Origin of the sequence: Agrococcus beijingensis (assembly GCF_030758955.1) — a bacterium.
GTDB classification, from domain to species: Bacteria; Actinomycetota; Actinomycetes; order Actinomycetales; family Microbacteriaceae; genus Agrococcus; species Agrococcus beijingensis.
In genome coordinates, this window is the sequence record NZ_CP132360.1 from 1,166,618 (window position 1) to 1,183,743 (window position 17,126).

Annotated in this window: 16 protein-coding genes; 4 read left to right on the forward strand and 12 right to left on the reverse strand. The window is 72.6% G+C overall.

What is annotated here, in order from left to right:
• Window positions 1–3 precede the first annotated feature (3 nt).
• A complete protein-coding gene (locus tag Q9250_RS05610; protein ID WP_306233601.1) occupies window positions 4–2,292 on the reverse strand; it encodes a polyribonucleotide nucleotidyltransferase in 2,289 nt (762 codons plus the stop codon).
• A 240-nt stretch (window positions 2,293–2,532) separates the two neighbouring features.
• Between Q9250_RS05610 and Q9250_RS05615 the strand changes: the two genes are divergently transcribed.
• Entirely contained in the window at window positions 2,533–3,393 is an 861-nt protein-coding gene (locus Q9250_RS05615) for a hypothetical protein (protein ID WP_306233602.1), read from the forward strand.
• 79 nt (window positions 3,394–3,472) lie between these two features.
• Here Q9250_RS05615 and rpsO read toward each other — a convergent pair whose 3' ends face one another.
• The 3 genes from rpsO to Q9250_RS05630 all read right to left on the reverse strand — a co-directional run bounded on the left by rpsO (window position 3,473) and on the right by Q9250_RS05630 (window position 6,635).
• Entirely contained in the window at window positions 3,473–3,742 is a 270-nt protein-coding gene (gene rpsO, locus Q9250_RS05620) for a 30S ribosomal protein S15 (RefSeq protein ID WP_306233603.1), read from the reverse strand.
• Window positions 3,743–3,841: 99 nt separating this feature from the next.
• Window positions 3,842–5,095: a PrsW family intramembrane metalloprotease gene (locus Q9250_RS05625; RefSeq protein ID WP_306233604.1), complete on the reverse strand. Its 1,254-nt coding sequence runs from the start codon at window positions 5,093–5,095 to the stop codon at window positions 3,842–3,844.
• Between the two features lie 43 nt (window positions 5,096–5,138).
• On the reverse strand, window positions 5,139–6,635 hold the full coding sequence (locus Q9250_RS05630; protein WP_306233605.1) for an aspartate ammonia-lyase: 1,497 nt from the start codon (window positions 6,633–6,635) through the stop codon (window positions 5,139–5,141).
• Window positions 6,636–6,744: 109 nt separating this feature from the next.
• Here Q9250_RS05630 and Q9250_RS05635 point away from each other — a divergent pair, with 109 nt between their 5' ends.
• Window positions 6,745–6,903 (forward strand): hypothetical protein, encoded by a 159-nt coding sequence (locus tag Q9250_RS05635; protein ID WP_306233606.1) that lies wholly within the window; start codon window positions 6,745–6,747, stop codon window positions 6,901–6,903.
• Complete coding sequence (locus tag Q9250_RS05640) at window positions 6,891–7,544, forward strand: hypothetical protein (protein ID WP_306233607.1); 654 nt, start codon at window positions 6,891–6,893, stop codon at window positions 7,542–7,544. Before Q9250_RS05635 ends, Q9250_RS05640 begins: the two co-directional genes overlap by 13 nt.
• On the opposite strand, the gene Q9250_RS05645 is transcribed toward Q9250_RS05640, so the two are convergent.
• The 3 genes from Q9250_RS05645 to Q9250_RS05655 are packed head-to-tail and all read right to left on the reverse strand — an operon-like array spanning window position 7,541 to window position 10,718.
• Window positions 7,541–8,812 (reverse strand): kynureninase, encoded by a 1,272-nt coding sequence (locus tag Q9250_RS05645; protein ID WP_306233608.1) that lies wholly within the window; start codon window positions 8,810–8,812, stop codon window positions 7,541–7,543. The genes Q9250_RS05640 and Q9250_RS05645 overlap by 4 nt on opposite strands.
• On the reverse strand, window positions 8,809–9,867 hold the full coding sequence (locus Q9250_RS05650; RefSeq protein WP_306233609.1) for an amidohydrolase family protein: 1,059 nt from the start codon (window positions 9,865–9,867) through the stop codon (window positions 8,809–8,811). The genes Q9250_RS05645 and Q9250_RS05650 overlap by 4 nt, the downstream gene beginning before the upstream one ends.
• The gene (locus Q9250_RS05655) at window positions 9,864–10,718 is read right to left on the reverse strand and encodes a tryptophan 2,3-dioxygenase (RefSeq protein WP_306233610.1); all 855 of its coding nucleotides are present in this window, start codon (window positions 10,716–10,718) and stop codon (window positions 9,864–9,866) included. The genes Q9250_RS05650 and Q9250_RS05655 overlap by 4 nt, the downstream gene beginning before the upstream one ends.
• Window positions 10,719–10,863: 145 nt before the next feature.
• Here Q9250_RS05655 and Q9250_RS05660 point away from each other — a divergent pair, with 145 nt between their 5' ends.
• Window positions 10,864–12,162, forward strand: a complete 1,299-nt coding sequence (locus Q9250_RS05660) for a M20/M25/M40 family metallo-hydrolase (protein ID WP_306233611.1) — start codon at window positions 10,864–10,866, stop codon at window positions 12,160–12,162.
• 539 nt (window positions 12,163–12,701) lie between these two features.
• Here the strand turns inward: Q9250_RS05660 and Q9250_RS05665 are convergent.
• The 5 genes from Q9250_RS05665 to Q9250_RS05685 all read right to left on the reverse strand — a co-directional run bounded on the left by Q9250_RS05665 (window position 12,702) and on the right by Q9250_RS05685 (window position 17,118).
• Window positions 12,702–13,148 (reverse strand): hypothetical protein, encoded by a 447-nt coding sequence (locus Q9250_RS05665; RefSeq protein WP_306233612.1) that lies wholly within the window; start codon window positions 13,146–13,148, stop codon window positions 12,702–12,704.
• A complete protein-coding gene (locus tag Q9250_RS05670; protein WP_306233613.1) occupies window positions 13,142–13,588 on the reverse strand; it encodes a hypothetical protein in 447 nt (148 codons plus the stop codon). The genes Q9250_RS05665 and Q9250_RS05670 overlap by 7 nt, the downstream gene beginning before the upstream one ends.
• 206 nt (window positions 13,589–13,794) lie before the next feature.
• Window positions 13,795–14,760 carry a cation diffusion facilitator family transporter gene (locus tag Q9250_RS05675; protein WP_306233614.1) on the reverse strand — a complete coding sequence of 322 codons (966 nt, stop codon included), beginning with the start codon at window positions 14,758–14,760 and terminating at the stop codon, window positions 13,795–13,797.
• A 13-nt stretch (window positions 14,761–14,773) separates the two neighbouring features.
• Window positions 14,774–15,679 carry an aldehyde dehydrogenase family protein gene (locus tag Q9250_RS05680; protein ID WP_306233615.1) on the reverse strand — a complete coding sequence of 302 codons (906 nt, stop codon included), beginning with the start codon at window positions 15,677–15,679 and terminating at the stop codon, window positions 14,774–14,776.
• Entirely contained in the window at window positions 15,679–17,118 is a 1,440-nt protein-coding gene (locus Q9250_RS05685; RefSeq protein WP_306233616.1) for an aldehyde dehydrogenase family protein, read from the reverse strand. The genes Q9250_RS05680 and Q9250_RS05685 overlap by 1 nt, the downstream gene beginning before the upstream one ends.
• Window positions 17,119–17,126 lie beyond the last annotated feature (8 nt).

The window sequence follows — 17,126 nt, forward strand, 5'->3', positions numbered from 1 at the left end:
CGACTACTCGGCCGAGTCGGCCGAGGCCGCCGAGGCCGACGAGTCGGCATCCTTCTCGGCGGCGACCGGCGCGACGGGCGCCGAGTCGTCGACGATCTCGAGCGAGAGCTTGCCGCGGTCGTCGATCTTCGTGATCTCGACCTGGATCTTCTGGCCGATCTTCACGACGTCGTCGACGTTCTCGATGCGCTTGCCGTCGTTGAGCGCGCGCATGGCGGTCACGTGCAGCAGGCCGTCGCGGCCCGGGAGCAGCGAGACGAAGGCGCCGAACGACGCGGTCTTGACGACCGTGCCGAGGTAGCGCTCGCCGAGCTCCGGGTTGAGCGGGTTGGCGATCGCGTTGACCGCGGCGCGCGCGGCCTCGGCCGACGGGCCGTCGACAGCGCCGATGTAGACGATGCCGCTGTCCTCGATCGAGATCTGGGCGCCCGTGTCGTCCTGGATCTGGTTGATCGTCTTGCCCTTCGGGCCGATCAGCTCGCCGATCTTGTCGACCGGGATCTGCACGCTGATGACGCGGGGCGCGGTCGGCGCCATCTCGTCGGGGGCGTCGATGGCGGCGTTGAGGACCTCGAGGATCTTCGTGCGCGCCTCCTTCGCCTGCAGCAGAGCGCCGTCGAGCACCGAGGCCGGCAGGCCCGAGAGCTTCGTGTCGAGCTGGATCGCCGTGACGAACTCGGGCGTGCCCGCGACCTTGAAGTCCATGTCGCCCAGGGCGTCCTCGGCACCGAGGATGTCGGTGAGCGCCGCGTAGCGGGTCTCACCGTTCACCGTGTCGCTGACGAGGCCCATCGCGATGCCGGCGACGGGGGCCTTGAGAGGCACACCGGCGTTCAGCAGCGCGAGGGTCGACGCGCAGACCGAGCCCATCGACGTCGAGCCGTTGGAGCCCAGCGCCTCGGAGACCTGGCGGATCGCGTAGGGGAACTCCTCGCGGCTCGGGAGCACCGGCATGAGCGCGCGCTCGGCGAGCGCTCCGTGGCCGATCTCGCGGCGCTTGGGGCTGCCGACGCGACCCGTCTCACCGGTCGAGTAGGGCGGGAAGTTGTAGTTGTGCATGTAGCGCTTCGACGTGACAGGGCTCAGCGAGTCGATCTGCTGCTCGAGCTTGAGCATGTTGAGCGTCGTGATGCCCATGATCTGCGTCTCGCCGCGCTGGAAGATCGCGGAGCCGTGCACGCGCGGCACGACGGCGACCTCTGCGTCGAGGGGACGGATGTCGGCGAGGCCGCGGCCGTCCATGCGCACGCCGTCGGTGAGGATGCGGCCGCGGACGACCTCCTTCGTCACCGCCTTGTAGGCGCCGGAGACCTGCGTCGCGATGACCGCGGGCAGCTCGCCGCGCTCGATGCGCTCGTTGATCTGCTGCTTGACCTGCTCCTTGAGCCTGTCGTCGGCATCCTGGCGCTCGAGCTTGCCGGCGATGCGGTAGACCTCGCCCAGGCGGTCGAACGAGAGCTCGCGGACGGCGGCGAGCGCCTCCTCCGAGTACGGCGGGAAGAGCGGGTACTCCTGCGTCTCCTTGGCGGCGGTCTTGGCGACCTCGGCCTGCGCGGCGACGAGCTGCTTGATGAACGGCTTCGACGCCTCGAGGCCCTGGGAGACGACCTCCTCCGTCGGCTTGATGGCGCCGCCCTGGATGAGCTCCCACGCGTTGTCGGTGGCCTCGGCCTCGACCATCATGATCGCGACATCCTCGACGCCCTTGGCGTCGGTGACGACGCGGCCCGCGACGACCATGTTGAACACGGCCTGCTCGAGCTGAGAGTGCTTCGGGAACGCGACCCACTGGCCGTCGATCAGGGCGACGCGGACGCCGCCGATCGGGCCGTCGAAGGGCAGGCCGGAGAGCTGCGTCGACATCGATGCCGCGTTGATCGCGAGCACGTCGTAGAGCTCGTCGGGCTCGATCGCGAGCACGGTGACGACGACCTGGACCTCGTTGCGGATGCCCTCGACGAACGACGGGCGCAGCGGCCGGTCGATCAGACGGCACGTGAGGATGGCATCGGTCGACGGCCGGCCCTCACGACGGAAGAACGAGCCGGGGATGCGGCCCGCGGCGTACATGCGCTCCTCGACGTCGACCGTGAGGGGGAAGAAGTCGAAGGAGTCCTTCGGGTGCTTCGAGACGCTCGTGGCGCTCAGCAGCATCGTCTCCTCGTCGATGTACGCGACGGCCGAGCCCTGCGCCTGCTGCGCGAGGCGGCCGGTCTCGAACCGGATGGTGCGCTTGCCGAAGCGGCCGTTGTCGATGACGGCCTCGGCGAATGTGATCTCAGGACCTTCCATGAAGGTCACTCCTCTCCTGTGCCCGGGGAGGGCACGACATGACGGTCGCGCGCCCGACGCGGCTGTGGAGTGGTCATCAGTGGGGGGCGCCGAAGGCGACTTCGGCACCCTCCACCAACGACCAGCTCTCGAGCGGATGCGGTGGGGTGCGCGCCGACCGCAGACGCGGTCTCGGACAGGCTATCAGCCCGCACCCCGAGGCGGCCCGGGCGACGGCGAGCGTGGCGATAGGTTCGGCGGATGCCCTCACCGCACCAGCCCGACCTGCGCCCGCTCGAGCAGCCGCTCACCCGTGCAGACCTGCGCGCGATGCGCCGCTGGCTGCGCCAGCACCGCCAGCCGCGCGACCTGCCGAGCATCGGCCTGGCCTTCGGCGGCTGGACGATGGCCGCGGTCGGCGGCATGATCCTGCTCGCCTCGATCGGCCGCGACGAGGACCCCGCGATGCCGGTCGTCGCGACGGTCATGATCGCGATCGGTGTCGGCCTGCTGCTCTATCGGGGCGCCGCCCGGCGGCTGGCGATGCGGCGGGCGGCCAGGATGCTGCGCTTCGCGACCGACAACGGCTACGGGTTCGCGCACCGCGCGCTGCTCGACCCGAAGCCCGCGAGCGCGCTCCACCAGGGATTCGACCACCTCGCGCTCGACGTGCTGCAGGACGCCGACGGGGCGGAGTGGGGGCTGTGGCGCCACCGGCTCGACGTGCGCACGCCGTTCATCGAGGTCGGCTATGTCGAGCTGCCCTGGTCCGCCGCGATGCGGGAGCTGCCGTCGTGGCTGGCCGAACGGCTCGCCCGGGCGGCGACGCCGCTCCACGCGGAGGTGCACGGCGAGCGGCTGACCGTCGTCGCGCGCCGCGGCTGGGATCCGGCCGACCCGGCGGTGCAGCAGCTGGTGCACTGGATCCGCTCCCTCGCGTTCGCGGCGACCTCGGACCTCACCGCGCCGCAGCCGGCCCCGACGGCGCACCCGAACGCATCCGCCGCCCTGATCGCGTCGACGGCGGCGGGCCGGCGGCAGCGGCGCGCCTCGCTGGGCTTCGCGGCGATCGGCACGCTCGTGTTCGTCGCCGGCGCGTTCGTGCTCGCGATCAACCGCTGAGCGCAGCGCACGACGAAGGGCCGCCCCCTCGGGGACGGCCCTTCTTGACCGAAGTCTCGGTCGAACGCTTCGGAAGGCTCTAGCGGCGGAGGCCCAGGCGCTCGATCAGCGAGCGGTAGCGCTCGATGTCGACGTCCTGCAGGTAGCCGAGCAGTCGGCGACGCTGGCCGACGAGCAGGAGCAGGCCACGACGCGAGTGGTGGTCGTGCTTGTGCTCCTTGAGGTGCTCCGTGAGGTCCTTGATGCGGCGCGACAGCATCGCGACCTGCACCTCGGGGCTCCCGGTGTCACCCTCGTGGGTGGCGAACTCCTCGATGATGGCCTTCTTGATCTCTGCGTTCAGGCTCAATTGGAAACCCCTCTCTCCTCGCAGCGCGGTGCTCATGCGGGCGTGCATGGGCGCTCTCTGTCCGCGGCCGATGTACGGCAACCGAACGAGCCTACCAGTTCAGCGGCCCGGCGACCAACGGGGGTCGAGGTCGCCGAGGCGCTGCACGCGCCCGCCGATCGGCGCCTGCACGGCCGAGCCCTGCGCCATCTGCACCGGCTGGCCGATCACCGCGGCGGCCATGTGCCGGCGGTGGTGCATGAGGTCGGCGAGCAGCGCCGTCTCGTCGGCGACGTGCCGGTCGCGGTCGCCGCGGCCGATCAGCGCGCGCTGGCGGTGGTTCGCGAGCCGGGTCGCCGTCTGGATGTACCCGTGCATGGCGCGCCGCAGGCCGCGCTGCCGCGCCCATGCCAGCAGCGCGGCGCGGCCGTCGGCCGTCGCCAGGCGGTCGACCTCCTCGCGCGTGAACCAGCCGGCGCGGCCGTAGTCGTCGAGCCGCAGCCGCGTCAGCCGGATCTCCTGCCGCAGCAGCAGCCAGACCGCCACCGCCGCGAGCACGCACAGCGGCACCTGCACGACCAGGTAGTAGACGAAGAAGCCGACCGTGCCGCCCGGCACCCACCACGAGGCGGAGTTCCACAGCGCGTGCAGCAGCGCCGACACCAGCCAGCCGGCGGGGAACGCCAGCAGGCCCCACCAGCGCGAGCGCAGCCGGGCGGCGAAGCCGAGCGCGAGCCCGATGCCCACCGCGGTGAAGATGGCGTGCGTGAGCGGGCTCATGATGCCGCGCAGGAAGAAGATGAAGGAGCCGTCGCCCGACTCTGCCAGCGAGGTGCCGAAGTAGAGGATGTTCTCGGTGAAGGCGAAGCCGGCGGCCGAGAGCGCGGCGAACACCACCCCATCCACCGGTCCGTCGAACGTGCGGCGGAAGAACAGGAACATGATGAGCACCGGGATGCCCTTCCACAGCTCCTCGGTGAAGGGCGCCTGGATCACGGTGGCGTAGAGCTCGAGCTCGTCCTGCGACCGCAGGAACGGCACGACCAGCGGCTCGAGCACGAAGGTGTTGAGCGCGAGCGTCAGCAGCACCGCCGCCACCGCGCCCCACAGCGCCGAGAACCACATCGCCACGCGCGGCTCCGGCTCCCAGCGGTCGATCGCGACGACCGCCCAGATGACGAAGCCGAGCGGCACCAGCGCCATCACGCCCGACAGCGCGACCAGCAGCGGGCTGCCGATCGCGCCGCCCAGGAACCAGATGACGCCGAACGAGGCGAGCGCCAGCACAGCGATGCCCACGACGCCCAGCATCAGCCCGGCGCTCGGGCCGTCCGGGCGCTGCTGCAGGGGTGAGAGCGGTGCGGTGGCGGTCACCGCCCGAGCGTACCGAGTCGGCGCGGCCCGGCGCCGCGCCTGGTCAGAGCTCGCTGTCGGGCAGGATCACCGGGATCGCCTGCGTCACCGGGTGCAGGCCCGACAGCCGCGCGGGCTCGAGCAGCTTCTGCACGCGCTCGCGATCCATGAGGCCCGCCTCCACCACCAGGTCGGCGATCGACTTGTTGCTCGTCAGCGCCTCGTGGGCGAGCTTCGCCGAGTCGGCGTAGCCGAGGTAGGGCGTGAGCGCGGTCACGACGCCGACCGAGGTGCCGACCATCAGGTCGAGCCGCTCGCGGTTGGCCTCGATGCCGTCGATGCAGTTGACGCGCAGCGTCAGGCACGCCTGCGTCATCCAGTGCAGGCTCTGCAGGATCGAGTGCGCGATGACCGGCTCGAACGCGTTCAGCTGCAGCTGCCCGGCCTCGGAGGCGGCGGTGACCGTGGCGTCGGAGCCGATGACGGCGAACGCCACCTGGTTGACGACCTCGGGGATCACCGGGTTGACCTTGCCCGGCATGATCGACGAGCCCGCCTGCTTCGCGGGCAGCGAGATCTCGCCGAAGCCGGCCTGCGGGCCGGAGGAGAGCAGGCGCAGGTCGTTGCAGATCTTCGAGAGCTTCGTCGCCGAGCGCTTCAGGGCGCCGGAGACCGTCATGAACACGCCCGTGTCGCTGGTCGCCTCGATCAGGTCGCTGGCGGTGACGATCGGCAGGCCGGTGAGGTCGGCGAGGTGCCGGGCGGCGGCCTCCGCGTAGCGCGGGTCGGCCGTGATGCCGGTGCCGATCGCGGTGGCGCCGAGGTTGACCTCGCACAGCCACTTGATGGTCTCCTCGAGGCGGTCGTAGTCCTCGCGCAGCGTCACCGCGAAGCCGCGGAACTCCTGCCCGAGCGTCATCGGCACCGCGTCCTGCAGCTGGGTGCGACCGACCTTGAGCACATCCCGGAACTCCACGCCCTTCGCGTCGAACGCATCCGTCAGCCTCGACAGCTCGTCGAGCAGGCGGCGCAGCGTGAACGCCATCGCGACCTTGATGGAGGTCGGGTAGGTGTCGTTCGTCGACTGCGAGCGGTTGACGTCGTCGATGGGGCTGAAGTGCTCGTACGAGCCCTTCGGGTGGCCGAGCTCGACCAGGCACGCGTTCGCGATGACCTCGTTGGTGTTCATGTTGGTCGAGGTGCCGGCGCCGCCCTGGATGACGCCCACCTTGAACTGGTCGTGCAGCTCGCCGCCGCGGATGCGCCGGCAGACGCGGTCGATCAGGTCGGCCTTGTCGGGGTCGAGCACGCCGATCTCGCGGTTGGCGCGCGCGCACGCCTGCTTCACGACGGCGAGGGCGTTGACGAGGTCGGAGTAGACCGAGATCGAGCGGCCGGTGATCGGGAAGTTGTGGAGCGCCCGCTCGGTGTGGATGCCCCAGTAGGCGTCGGCGGGCACGGGCAGCTCGCCGAGCGAGTCGCGCTCGAGGCGGGTCGGACCGACGTAGGTGCGCTCGCCCTGCGGTGCCGGGTCGAGCTTGTACTGGGGGGTGTCGGTCATGGTGGCTCCGTTGCCGTCGTGGTGCCTCGTGGGCCCGTGATGGGAGGACGTGGCGGGCGCGCGTCGCGCACGCCGACTCGAGCCTAGCCCTGCAGTCGTCGCCGCTGCCGTGGGCGCTGCCGTCGTCGCCGCTGCCGTGGGCGCTGCCGTCGTCGTCGCTGCTTTCGCCGCTGCTGTCGCCGCTGTTGTCGCCGCTGCCGTCGCCGTCGCCGTCGCCGTCGCCGCTCCCATCGCCGATGCGGCTATCGTGCTGGGGTGCCTCGCCTGATCCTGCCGCTGCTGCTCGTCTCCGCCCTCGCCCTCGCGGGCTGCTCGTCGTCGACGCCCGAACCGTCGCCGGCGCCGAGCGGCGGCATCGGGCCGCTGCCTGGCGCGAGTGAGCCGGCGACGGAGCCTGCGCCGAGCGAGTCGCCCGTCACCGCCGAGGGCGACCCGAACGCTCCCGAGGGCTACCCCATCGCACCCGCGACGGCGTTCCCCGAGTGCGCGGCGCTCGAGGACGCGGTGGCGCCGCTCATCGCCGGGCTGACGTTCGACCAGGAGGTCAGCGACGCGCAGGACCAGGAGGACATCGCCGTCGAACGGCAGTGCGCCTGGGTGAACGCGGGCGCCGTCGCCAGCGACCGCACCGTGCGGCTGACGCTCAGCGGCATCCCGTTCGCGCCCGAGGAGCTCGTGTCGCTGTCGGGCTCGCGCCTCGTCGTGACCGACCCGGCCGCCAACCAGCGGGGGCTGTTCGTCATGGGGGTGGGCGAGCCGCCCGTGCTGGCCGACGGCTTCGCCGGCAACGTCAACGTCTTCGACCAGTTCAACACCGTCTCGGTGGGGTTCACCGGCGCCGACTCGGGCTTCACCGGGCAGCAGGCGGTCGACTCGGCCGTCGCGGTGCACGAGATCCTGCGCGGCTAGCCCTTCGCGAGCGCCGCCCGCAGCTCCTCCCCGAGCAGCGCGATGCCGAGCTCGACCTCGGCGAAGGTGGTGCTCAGCGGCGACAGGCCGATCCGGATGCCGTCGGGCGCCCGGAAGTCGCCGATCACGCCCCGCTCCCAGAGCCGCGCGTTGACCTCGCGGAACGACGGATGCGTGACCGTGAGATGGCTGCCCCGGTGCGGCCCGGCGACTGGGCTGGCCATCATCGCGCGCTGACCCTCCTCACCCAGCGGCAGCACATGGGCGGCGAGCGCCTGCTCGGCGAAGTCGGTGAGCGCGACCGACTTCCGGTGCACGGCATCGATGCCGACCTGCTCGAGCAGCTCGAGCATCGCCTCGAGCGCGACGGTCGCGAGCACCGGCGGGGTGCCGCTGAGGAAGCGGCCGATGCCCGGCGCGGGCTGGTAGCGGTCGGCCATGTCGAACACGCCTGCCGCGCCCATCCACCCCTGGATCGGCTGCTCGAGCGCGCCCTGCAGGTCAGCGCGCACGTAGCCGAACGCGGGCGAGCCGGGGCCGCCGTTCAGGTACTTGTAGGTGCAGCCGACGGCGAGGTCGGCGCCGGCCGCGTCGAGGCCGACCGGCAGCACGCCCGCCGAGTGGCAGAGATCCCACAGCACCAGCGCGCCCGCGGCGTGGGCGGCGGCGGTGATGCCCGGCACGTCGGCGACGAAGCCGGAGCGGTAGGCGACGTGGCACAGCAGCACGAGCGCGGTCTGCTCCCCCACCGCCGCCTCGACCTGCTCGAGCGTGACGCCCGCCGCGCGGTCGACGCGGATCCAGCGCACGGTGAGACCGCGCTCGGCGGCGATGCCCTCGACCACGAAGCGGTCGGTCGGGAAGCTGTCGTCGTCGATGACGATCTCCGTGCGGCCCGGCCGCGCGTCGACGGCGGCGCGGGCGAGCTTGTAGAGCAGCACCGTGGTCGAGTCGCCGATGAACGCCTGGCCCGCCGCCGCACCCACGAGCGCGCCGATGCGGTCGCCCAGGTCGTAGGGGCGACGCATCCACGCCTCGTCCCATCGGCGGATCAGCCGCGTGCCCCACTCGTCGCCGATGAAGCGCGCGAAGCGCCCGGGCAGGTCGGCGAGCGGCCGGCCCAGCGAGTTGCCGTCGAGGTAGGCGACCACGTCGCCCTCGCGCACGAAGCGGCGCGTGTGCTCGGCGAGCGGGTCGGCGGCGTCGAGCTCGGCGGCGAGGGCCGCCATGTCGGGTCGGCCGGTGTCGACAGGTGCTGCGGCGGTCATGCGTCCTCCATTGCGAACCAGGTGTAGGGCAGCGAGCGCGCCTGCTGCAGGTAGGCCAGGAACGACGCGTCGTCGTGCACGTCTGGCGCGGCGACGACGCCGATGCTCGGCCCGGGCGGCAGCAGGTGCTCGCTCAGCAGCGCGTCGACGAGCGCGGTGCCCTCGATGCCCGCCTGCCGGAGCGCCGCGAGCTCGAGCGGGTCGAGGTCGAAGCGAGCGATGCCGTTCCCGAGGTCAGTGCCGTAGGCGACCGCTCCCCCGGCGGCGGCGAAGCGCGCCAGGTTGTCGACGGCGCGCGCGAAGGCGAGGTCGTCGCCGTCGCGGCCGTGCATCGCGAGCGTCGAGATCCACGTCTGCCGCTCGGCGGCGGCGGCGATCACGTCGTCGGGCAGCCGCTGCGTCCACGGCGTGTGCGCGAGCACGTCGACACCGGCCGCGAGCGCCCGCTCGACCTGCCCCGCGCCCTGCGCGTGCGCGACGAGCGGCAGGCCGGCGTCGTGCGCCTCGGCGGCGACGGCGGCGAGCATCGCGTCGTCGGGCACGGGCCCTGCCTCGCTGTTCAGCACGACCTTGATGGCGGATGCGCCTGCCGCGGCCTGGGCGCGCACCGAGCGCGCCGCGTCGCCCGCGTCGGCGAGCTCGGCGACGGCGCCCGGCGGCGCCCAAGCGCGGTCGGACGGGTAGCCGCCGACCGCCGTGTGGAACGGGCCGGCGAAGCGCACGTCGACGCCGCGGTGCGCGTCGCGGGTCGCGGCGGCGAGCGCCGGCAGGGCCGCCGGCGCCCACCCGAGGTCGAGCACCCGGCCTAGCGCGGTCGGCTCGGTCCGGGCGGCGTCCGCGAGGCCCAGGTGCACGTGGGCGTCGGTGATGGGCGGCAGCAGGGCGCCGCCGATGCGCTTGGCGCTGCGCGGCGGCGCGTGGTCCTCCGGCACCAGACGCATGCCTGTCTCGCTCAGCTCGATCACCGCATCCGTCACCCAGACGCCGCCGATGCGCGCTCGCTCGACCCTGGCGATCACCGGCTCGGCAGCGGGCTCGGAGGTGGGCTCGCTCACTGGCCGATCCGCGTGCGCACCGCGTAGAGCTCGGGGAAGAAGGTCAGGTCGAGCGCGCGCCTCAGGAAGCCGACGCCGCTCGAGCCGCCGGTGCCGGGCTTCTCGCCGATCGTGCGGGTGACGGTGCGGAGGTGCCGGAAGCGCCAGAACTGGAAGTTGTCCTCGAGGTCGACGAGCTCCTCGCACGTCTCGTACGCGCGCCAGTGGTCATCAGCGGCCTCGTAGATGCGCTGGAAGACCGGCACGAGCTCCTCGGTGTAGACGTGCGCCTGCGTCACGTCGCGCTCGAGCAGCTCCTGCGGCACGGCGTGACCGCGGCGGGCGAGGTGGCGCAGGAACTCGTCGTACAGGCTCGGCCGGTGCAGCTCGGCCTCGAGCGCCGCATGGTCGGCGGCATTCGACTCGAACACCTGCAGCATGCGCTCGTGCTTGTTGCCGAGCGCGAACTCGACGCATCGGTACTGGGCCGACTGGAAGCCGGAGGCGCTCGCGAGCGCCCCGCGGAACTGCGCGTACTCGGTGGGCGTGAGCGTGGCCAGCACCGACCACTGCTGCGTCAGCACCTCCTGGATGTGCTTGACGCGCGCGATGCGCTTCAGCGCCGCGCCCAGGTCGTCGGCCGCGAGCTGCACGCGGGCGTCGTCGAGCTCGTGGATGACGAGCTTCAGCCACAGCTCGGTGGTCTGGTGCTGGATGATGAACAGCAGCTCGTCGTGGTGCTCGGGCTCGCTCCTGGGATGCTGCGCCGCGAGCAGCGTGTCGAGCCCGAGGTAGGAGCCGTACGTCATGCGCTCGCTCAGGTCGGTGACGATCGTCGACTCGATCTCGCGGGTGTTGTGCTCGACAGACACGCGGGCCTCCCTTGGCTGTGGCTCAGGGTCTCTGGGCTCAGGGTCTCTGGGCTCAGGGTCTCTGGCCTCAGGGTCTCTGTGCTCAGGCCACCACGGTAACGCGCCCGCGAGCGCTCGCGTCAGGCACCGCCGATAGCCTGCGCGGGTGGTGCTCATCAACGACGCGGCCGTCGACGACCTGATCGCGCTCGTGCGCGTGCCGACCGAGCGGGGCGAGCAGCTGCCGGCATTCCAGGAGGCGCTGCGCGAGCGCTTCCCGCGGCTGTTCGCCGCGCTCGAGGTCGAGTCGATCGACGCGACGCTGCTCGCGCGCTGGCCCGGGCGCGGCGAGGGCGCTCCGGCGCTGCTCTTGGCGCACCAGGATGTCGTGCCCGCCCCGCCTGCCGGGTGGACGCATCCGCCGTACTCCGGCCACCGCGACGACACGCACGTGTGGGGGCGCGGCACGCTCGACGACAAGGGCTCGCTCGTGGCGATCTGCACGGCGATCGAGGCGCTGCTCGAGGCGGGCTTCGCGCCCGAGCGCGACGTGTGGCTCGTCTTCGGGCACGACGAGGAGACCATGGGCACGGGCGCGGCCGCGGCGATCGCCGAGCTCGACGCCCGCGGCGTGCGGCCCGCGTGGGCGCTCGACGAGGGCGGCGCGATCATCGAGCCGCCGATCGCGGGCGTGCCGCGCGACGTGGCGGTCGTCGGGCTGGCGGAGAAGGGCTTCGCGAACATCCGGATGCGCGTGGCCCAGACGGGCGGGCACGCGTCGACGCCGCCGCGCCTGCCCGCGACGTCGCGGCTGGCGCGCGCGATCCGGCGGCTCGACTTCGCGACGTGGCCGCGGTCGCTGCCGGAGCCGGCGCTGCGCATGCTCGAGCTGCTGGGCGCCGAGGTGCCCGGCGCCCAGGGCGCGGTGCTGCGCAACGTGCGACGTGCGCGGCCGCTCGTCGAGCGGATCCTGGCGCGCGAGGACGAGACGCGCGCGATGCTCGCGACCACCGCGGTGGTCACGCAGCTGTCGGGCTCGGCGGCCCCCAACGCGCTCGCCGAGGAGGCCGTCGCGATCGTGAACGCCCGCATCGCGGTCGGCTCGAGCGTCGACGAGACGGTCGCGTTCATGCGCCGCGCGATCGCCGACCCGCGCGTCGAGCTCGATGTCGTGCACGGCCACGACCCGAGCCCCGAGAGCCCCGCGGCCGGCGCCGGCTGGAGCGACATCGAGGCGGCGATCGTGCGGCTGCGGCCCGACGTGCTGGTCGTGCCCTACGTGATGCTCGGCGGCACCGACGGCCGGCACGCGCACCGCATCACCGACCGCGTCTACCGCTTCACGCCGTTCGAGATGACCCGCGACGACCGTCTGACGCTGCACGCGCGCGACGAGCGCATCCGCATCGACACCTGGCTGGCGGGCTGCCGCTGGTACGCCGACCTCATCGAGACGAGCTGCTGATGACCCGGTTCGCGATCGACGCGCCCACCCTGGTGCGCATCGTGCGCGACGAGCTCGACGTGGCCGAGCACCAGCTCGTCGCGGCCGGGGCGCTGCGCTCGCAGGCGATGCAGCTGCTCTACTCGGCGGTGCGCGCAGGCGAGCTCACCGAGGCCGAGGGACGCGCGCAGCTCGAGGGCGTCGCGCGACTGAAGGTGCGGCTGCTCCGACCGCGTCTCGCGAGCCGTCGCGTGGCAGATCGCCGCGCGGCAGGGCTGGGAGTCGCTCGAGCTCGCGGAGCACCTCGCCGTCGCATCGCTGCAGGCCGACGTGCTCGTCACCGACGACCCGCAGCTCGAGCAGGCCGCGAAGGGCGTCGTCGAGCGGATGCCGTGGGTCGCGTTCGCGAAGGCCGTCGCGGAGCGCTGACGGCCGGGTCGCGCGCTGACGCAGCAGCAGCGAGGACCCGGTGGTTCGCTGGTACCGGTACCGATCTGCGGGTGTGGACCTGCCGCACCCGCACCTGGGTACCGGTCGATCGGCGGGCGGCGGCGCCCGCGTCAGCGGCGAGCGGCGCGCCAGCGCCAGAGCTGCGAGGCGCCGACGCCGAGGACGGCGCCGATCAGGAACGTCGCAGCCGTGACCATCGGCGCCGGGTCGTCGATCGCGATCGTCCAGCCGAGCGCGAGGACGAGCACGCCGCACTCCACCATGCCGGCTGCCTGCCAGCCGCCGAACGGCGCGGGCGTCCACCACGAGCCATGCGCGACGCGGCCGAGCGGAACGAGGACCAGCATGGTCAGCAGCGGGAACACCCATCCCCACTCGGATGGCACCGTCGGGCCGACCAGCATGATCACCGGGAAGGTCAGCACGAAGAGGTAGCGGCTGAGCAGCCGGTGCAGCGGCACGTGCGTCTCGCGGATCGTCCAATCCGCATCGGTGCGCCCGGTGACCGGGTTGGCGATCCGCTGCGTCGCAGCCTCGTGCCCTGCGCTGCTCACCATGCCTGGCTCCGCTCCGCGACGCGACGCCGCTGCAGCGACTGCCACAGCTGCGCGAGGCCCACGCCGAGGACGGCGCCGATCATCAGGATCGCCGTGCCGTACATGATCAGCGGCTCGTCCGAGACGATGCTCACCACGGCGGCGATCAGCATCACGCAGGCCTGGGCGAGGCAAGCGAGGTGCCATGCGCCGAACGGCGCCGACCGCCACCACGAGCCGTGCGCTGTGCGCAGCAGCGCGCTGATCGCCACCACCGTGAGTGCCGACAGGAGCCACGAGGGTGCACCGGCCGTCGCAGGACCGACGAGCATCAGCACGGGAGCCAGCAGCGCGAGCCCATAGCGGCTGAGCAGCCGGTGCAGGGGCACGCGCGCCTCGGGCGCATCCGTGCGCCGGAGCACGTCGAGCCGTGCCGCCATCGGGTTGGCGATCCGCTCCATCGCGACCTCCTCTGCGCTCAACCTACAAGCGCGGCCCGCGTGCCGCTCGCCCAATTCCGTTCTGCAGGTGATTCGGGCGGCTCGAGGGAGCATTCCCCTCGGGATGCGCGCAGAGCCTGCGAAACGGACACGCAGGCGGCGTCCGGGGTGCGCGGGCGGCGTCGAGGCGCGGACGGGCGGGCGGGCGCCGGGTGGCCTGCCGGGCGTCAGGCGTGGGTGTCGTGCTCGTGGTCGGCGTGGCCGGGCGGCTCGAGCTGGAACGTGGCGTGCTCGAGCGCGACCGGGAAGTGCTCGGCGGCGCACGCCTGCAGCGCGTCGAGCACGCGCGGCGCGCGCCCGTCGCGGAAGCAGGCCGCGTCGACCACCACGTGCGCGGTCAGCTGGTGCCGCCCGGTGCCGAGGGTCGAGGCGTGCAGGTCGTGCACGCCGATCACGTGCGGCGTGCGCTCGAGGTGCGCGCGCACGTCGTCGAGGTCGAGCTCGGAGGGCGTCGACTCGAGCAGGATCCGCCCCGTGTCGCGCAGCAGCACGACCGACCGCGGCACGATGAGCGCCGCGACGAGCGCGCTCGCGATCAGGTCGGCCTGCTGGAAGCCCCAGAGCCAGATGGCGACGGCGGCCGCGATCACCGCGACCGAGCCGATCGCGTCGTTCAGCACCTCGAGGAACGCCGCGCGCAGGTTGAGGCTCGACCCCCGCCCGCCCCCGAGCACCGCGAGCGAGACCAGGTTGCCGACCAGGCCGACGACGCCGAACACCAGCAGCAGCGGCCCCGGCACGTCGGTCGGGTCGCCGAGGCGCCGCAGCCCCTCGATCACCACCACCAGCGCGACGATCAGCAGGGCTGCGGCCTGCGCCGCCGCGGCCAGCACCTCGACGCGCACGAGCCCCCAGGTGCGCTGGGTGCTCGGCGGGCGGCGCAGCAGCGCCTGCGCGACGAGCGCGACGCCGAGCCCCGCGACGTCCGTCAGCATGTGCACGGTGTCGACCAGCAGCGCGAGCGAGCCGGTCAGGATCGAGCCGACCACCTGGGCGACGAGCAGCGCCGCCGTGATGCCGAACGCGACGGCGATGCGGATCGTGCTCGACCCATCCGCCCCGAGCCAATCCACCCCGTGCTTGTGCCCGGGGCCGTGCCGCAGCACCTCTCGGTGCTCGTGCACGCCGGACATCGCTCGACCTCTCCTACAGGCGGGACTTCGTGTGCCAGATGGTCTTCGACTCGGTGAGGGCGAGGATGCGCTGCGGCGTCTCGGGCGCGATGCCCGGCTCGGGGCGGATGACGCGCTTCAGCGTGTCGGCGGCGATGCGCTCGAGCTCGACCCAGTCGAGGCCGCCGGCGCCGGTGAGGTCGAGCGCGTTGACGTCGGCGTGGCCCGCGAGCCACGGCGCCAGCTCGGCCGGGTCGCCGGTGAGGATGTTGACGACTCCGCCCGGCAGGTCGCTGGTCGCCAGCACCTCGGCGAGCGAGATCGACGAGAGGGCAGCGGATGCGGCGGGCACGACCACGACGGCGTTGCCGGTGACGAGGGCGGGCGCGATCACCGAGGTCAGCCCCAGCAGCCCGGCCGACTGCGGCGCGATGCTCGCGACGACGCCGGTGGGCTCGGGCACGGTGATGTTGAAGTACGGCCCGGCGACCGGGTTGGCGTGGCCGGCGATCTGGGCGATCTTGTCGGTCCAGCCGGCGTGCCACACCCAGAGGTCGATGGCGTCCTCGACCTGCTTGAGCGCACGTGCGGGCGTGAGGCCCTCGGTGCGCTGCAGCTCGTCGACGAACTGCGCCTTGCGCCCCTCGAGCACCTCGGCGACGCGGTAGAGCACCTGGCCGCGGTTGTAGGCGGTGGCGCCCGCCCAGCCGGGCTGCGCCTTGCGGGCGGCGCGCACGGCGTCGCGGGCGTCCTTGCGGGATGCCTTGGCGACGTTCGCGACGAAGCGGCCGCGGGTGTCGAGCACCTCGGTGACGCGCCCCGACTCGCTGCGCGGGAAGGCGCCGCCGATGAAGAGCTTGTAGGTCTTGGGCACGTCGAGGCGAGCGGATGCGGTGCGTGCAGCCGGGCGGGCGGTGGTCGTCGTCTTCGTGGTCGCCATCACTTGCCTGCCTTCAGGTATGCCTGCATGCCCTGCACGCCGCCCTCGCGGCCGTAGCCCGACTCCTTGTAGCCGCCGAAGGGGCTGGCCGGGTCGAACTTGTTGAACGTGTTCGTCCAGACGACGCCCGCGCGCAGCTTGTCGGCGACGGCCAGCACGCGGCTGCCCTTGTCGCTCCAGATGCCGGCCGACAGGCCGTAGGGCGTGTTGTTGGCCTTCGCGATCGCCTCGTCGGGCGTGCGGAACGTGAGCACCGACAGCACCGGGCCGAAGATCTCCTCGCGGGCGATGGTCGACGACGCCTCGACGCCGGTGACGACGGTGGGCGCGAACCAGTAGCCCTCCGCGGGCAGCTCGCACGCGGGGCTCCACGCCTCGCCGCCCTCGGCGACGCCCTGCGCCACGAGGCGCGTGATGCGCTCGAGCTGCTCGGTGGAGTTGATGGCGCCCACGTCGGTGTTCTTGTCGAGCGGGTCGCCGAGGCGCAGCGTCGACATGCGCTCCTTGAGTCGATCCATCACCGTGTCGTGCACGTTCTCCTGCACCAGCAGGCGGCTGCCCGCGCAGCACACCTGGCCCTGGTTGAAGAAGATGCCGTTGACGATGCCCTCGATGGCCTGGTCGAGCGGGGCGTCGTCGAACACGATGTTGGCGCCCTTGCCGCCCAGCTCGAGCGTGAGCTTCTTGTCGGTGCCGGCGATCGCCTTCGCGATCTCGCGGCCGACCGCGGTCGAGCCGGTGAAGGCCACCTTGTCGACATCCGGGTGGCGCACGAGCGCCGCGCCGGTCTCGCCGGCGCCCGTGATGAGGTTCACGACGCCGGCGGGCAGGCCCGCCTGCTCGCAGATCTCGGCGAAGAGCATCGCCGTCAGCGGCGTCGTCTCGGCGGGCTTCAGCACCACCGTGTTGCCGGCGGCGAGCGCCGGGGCGACCTTCCACGCGAGCATGAGCAGCGGGAAGTTCCAGGGGATGATCTGCGCGGCGACGCCGTGCGGCTGCGGGTTCGCGCCCAGGCCCACGTGGTCGAGCTTGTCGGCCCAGCCGGCGCAGTGGAAGAACCACTGGGCGACGAGCGGGATGTCGGCGTCGCGGGTCTCCTTGATGGGCTTGCCGTTGTCGAGCGACTCGGCGACGGCCAGCTCGCGGGCGCGCTCCTGCAGGATGCGCGCGATGCGGAACAGGTACTTGCCGCGGTCACGGCCCGACATGCGGCCCCACGTCTGGCGGAAGGCGCTGCGGGCAGCCCGCACCGCGGCATCCACGTCGCCCTCGTCGGCGGAGGCGAAGGTGGCGATCTGGCGCTCGGTGGAGGGCGACACCGAGGCGAACGGCGTGCCGGAGCCGGCGACCCACTCGCCGCCGATGAACAGGCGGTACTCGTCGCGGAGGTTCAGGATGGCGGTCGACTCGGGAGCCGGTGCGTATTCGAGGAATGTCATCGGGACCC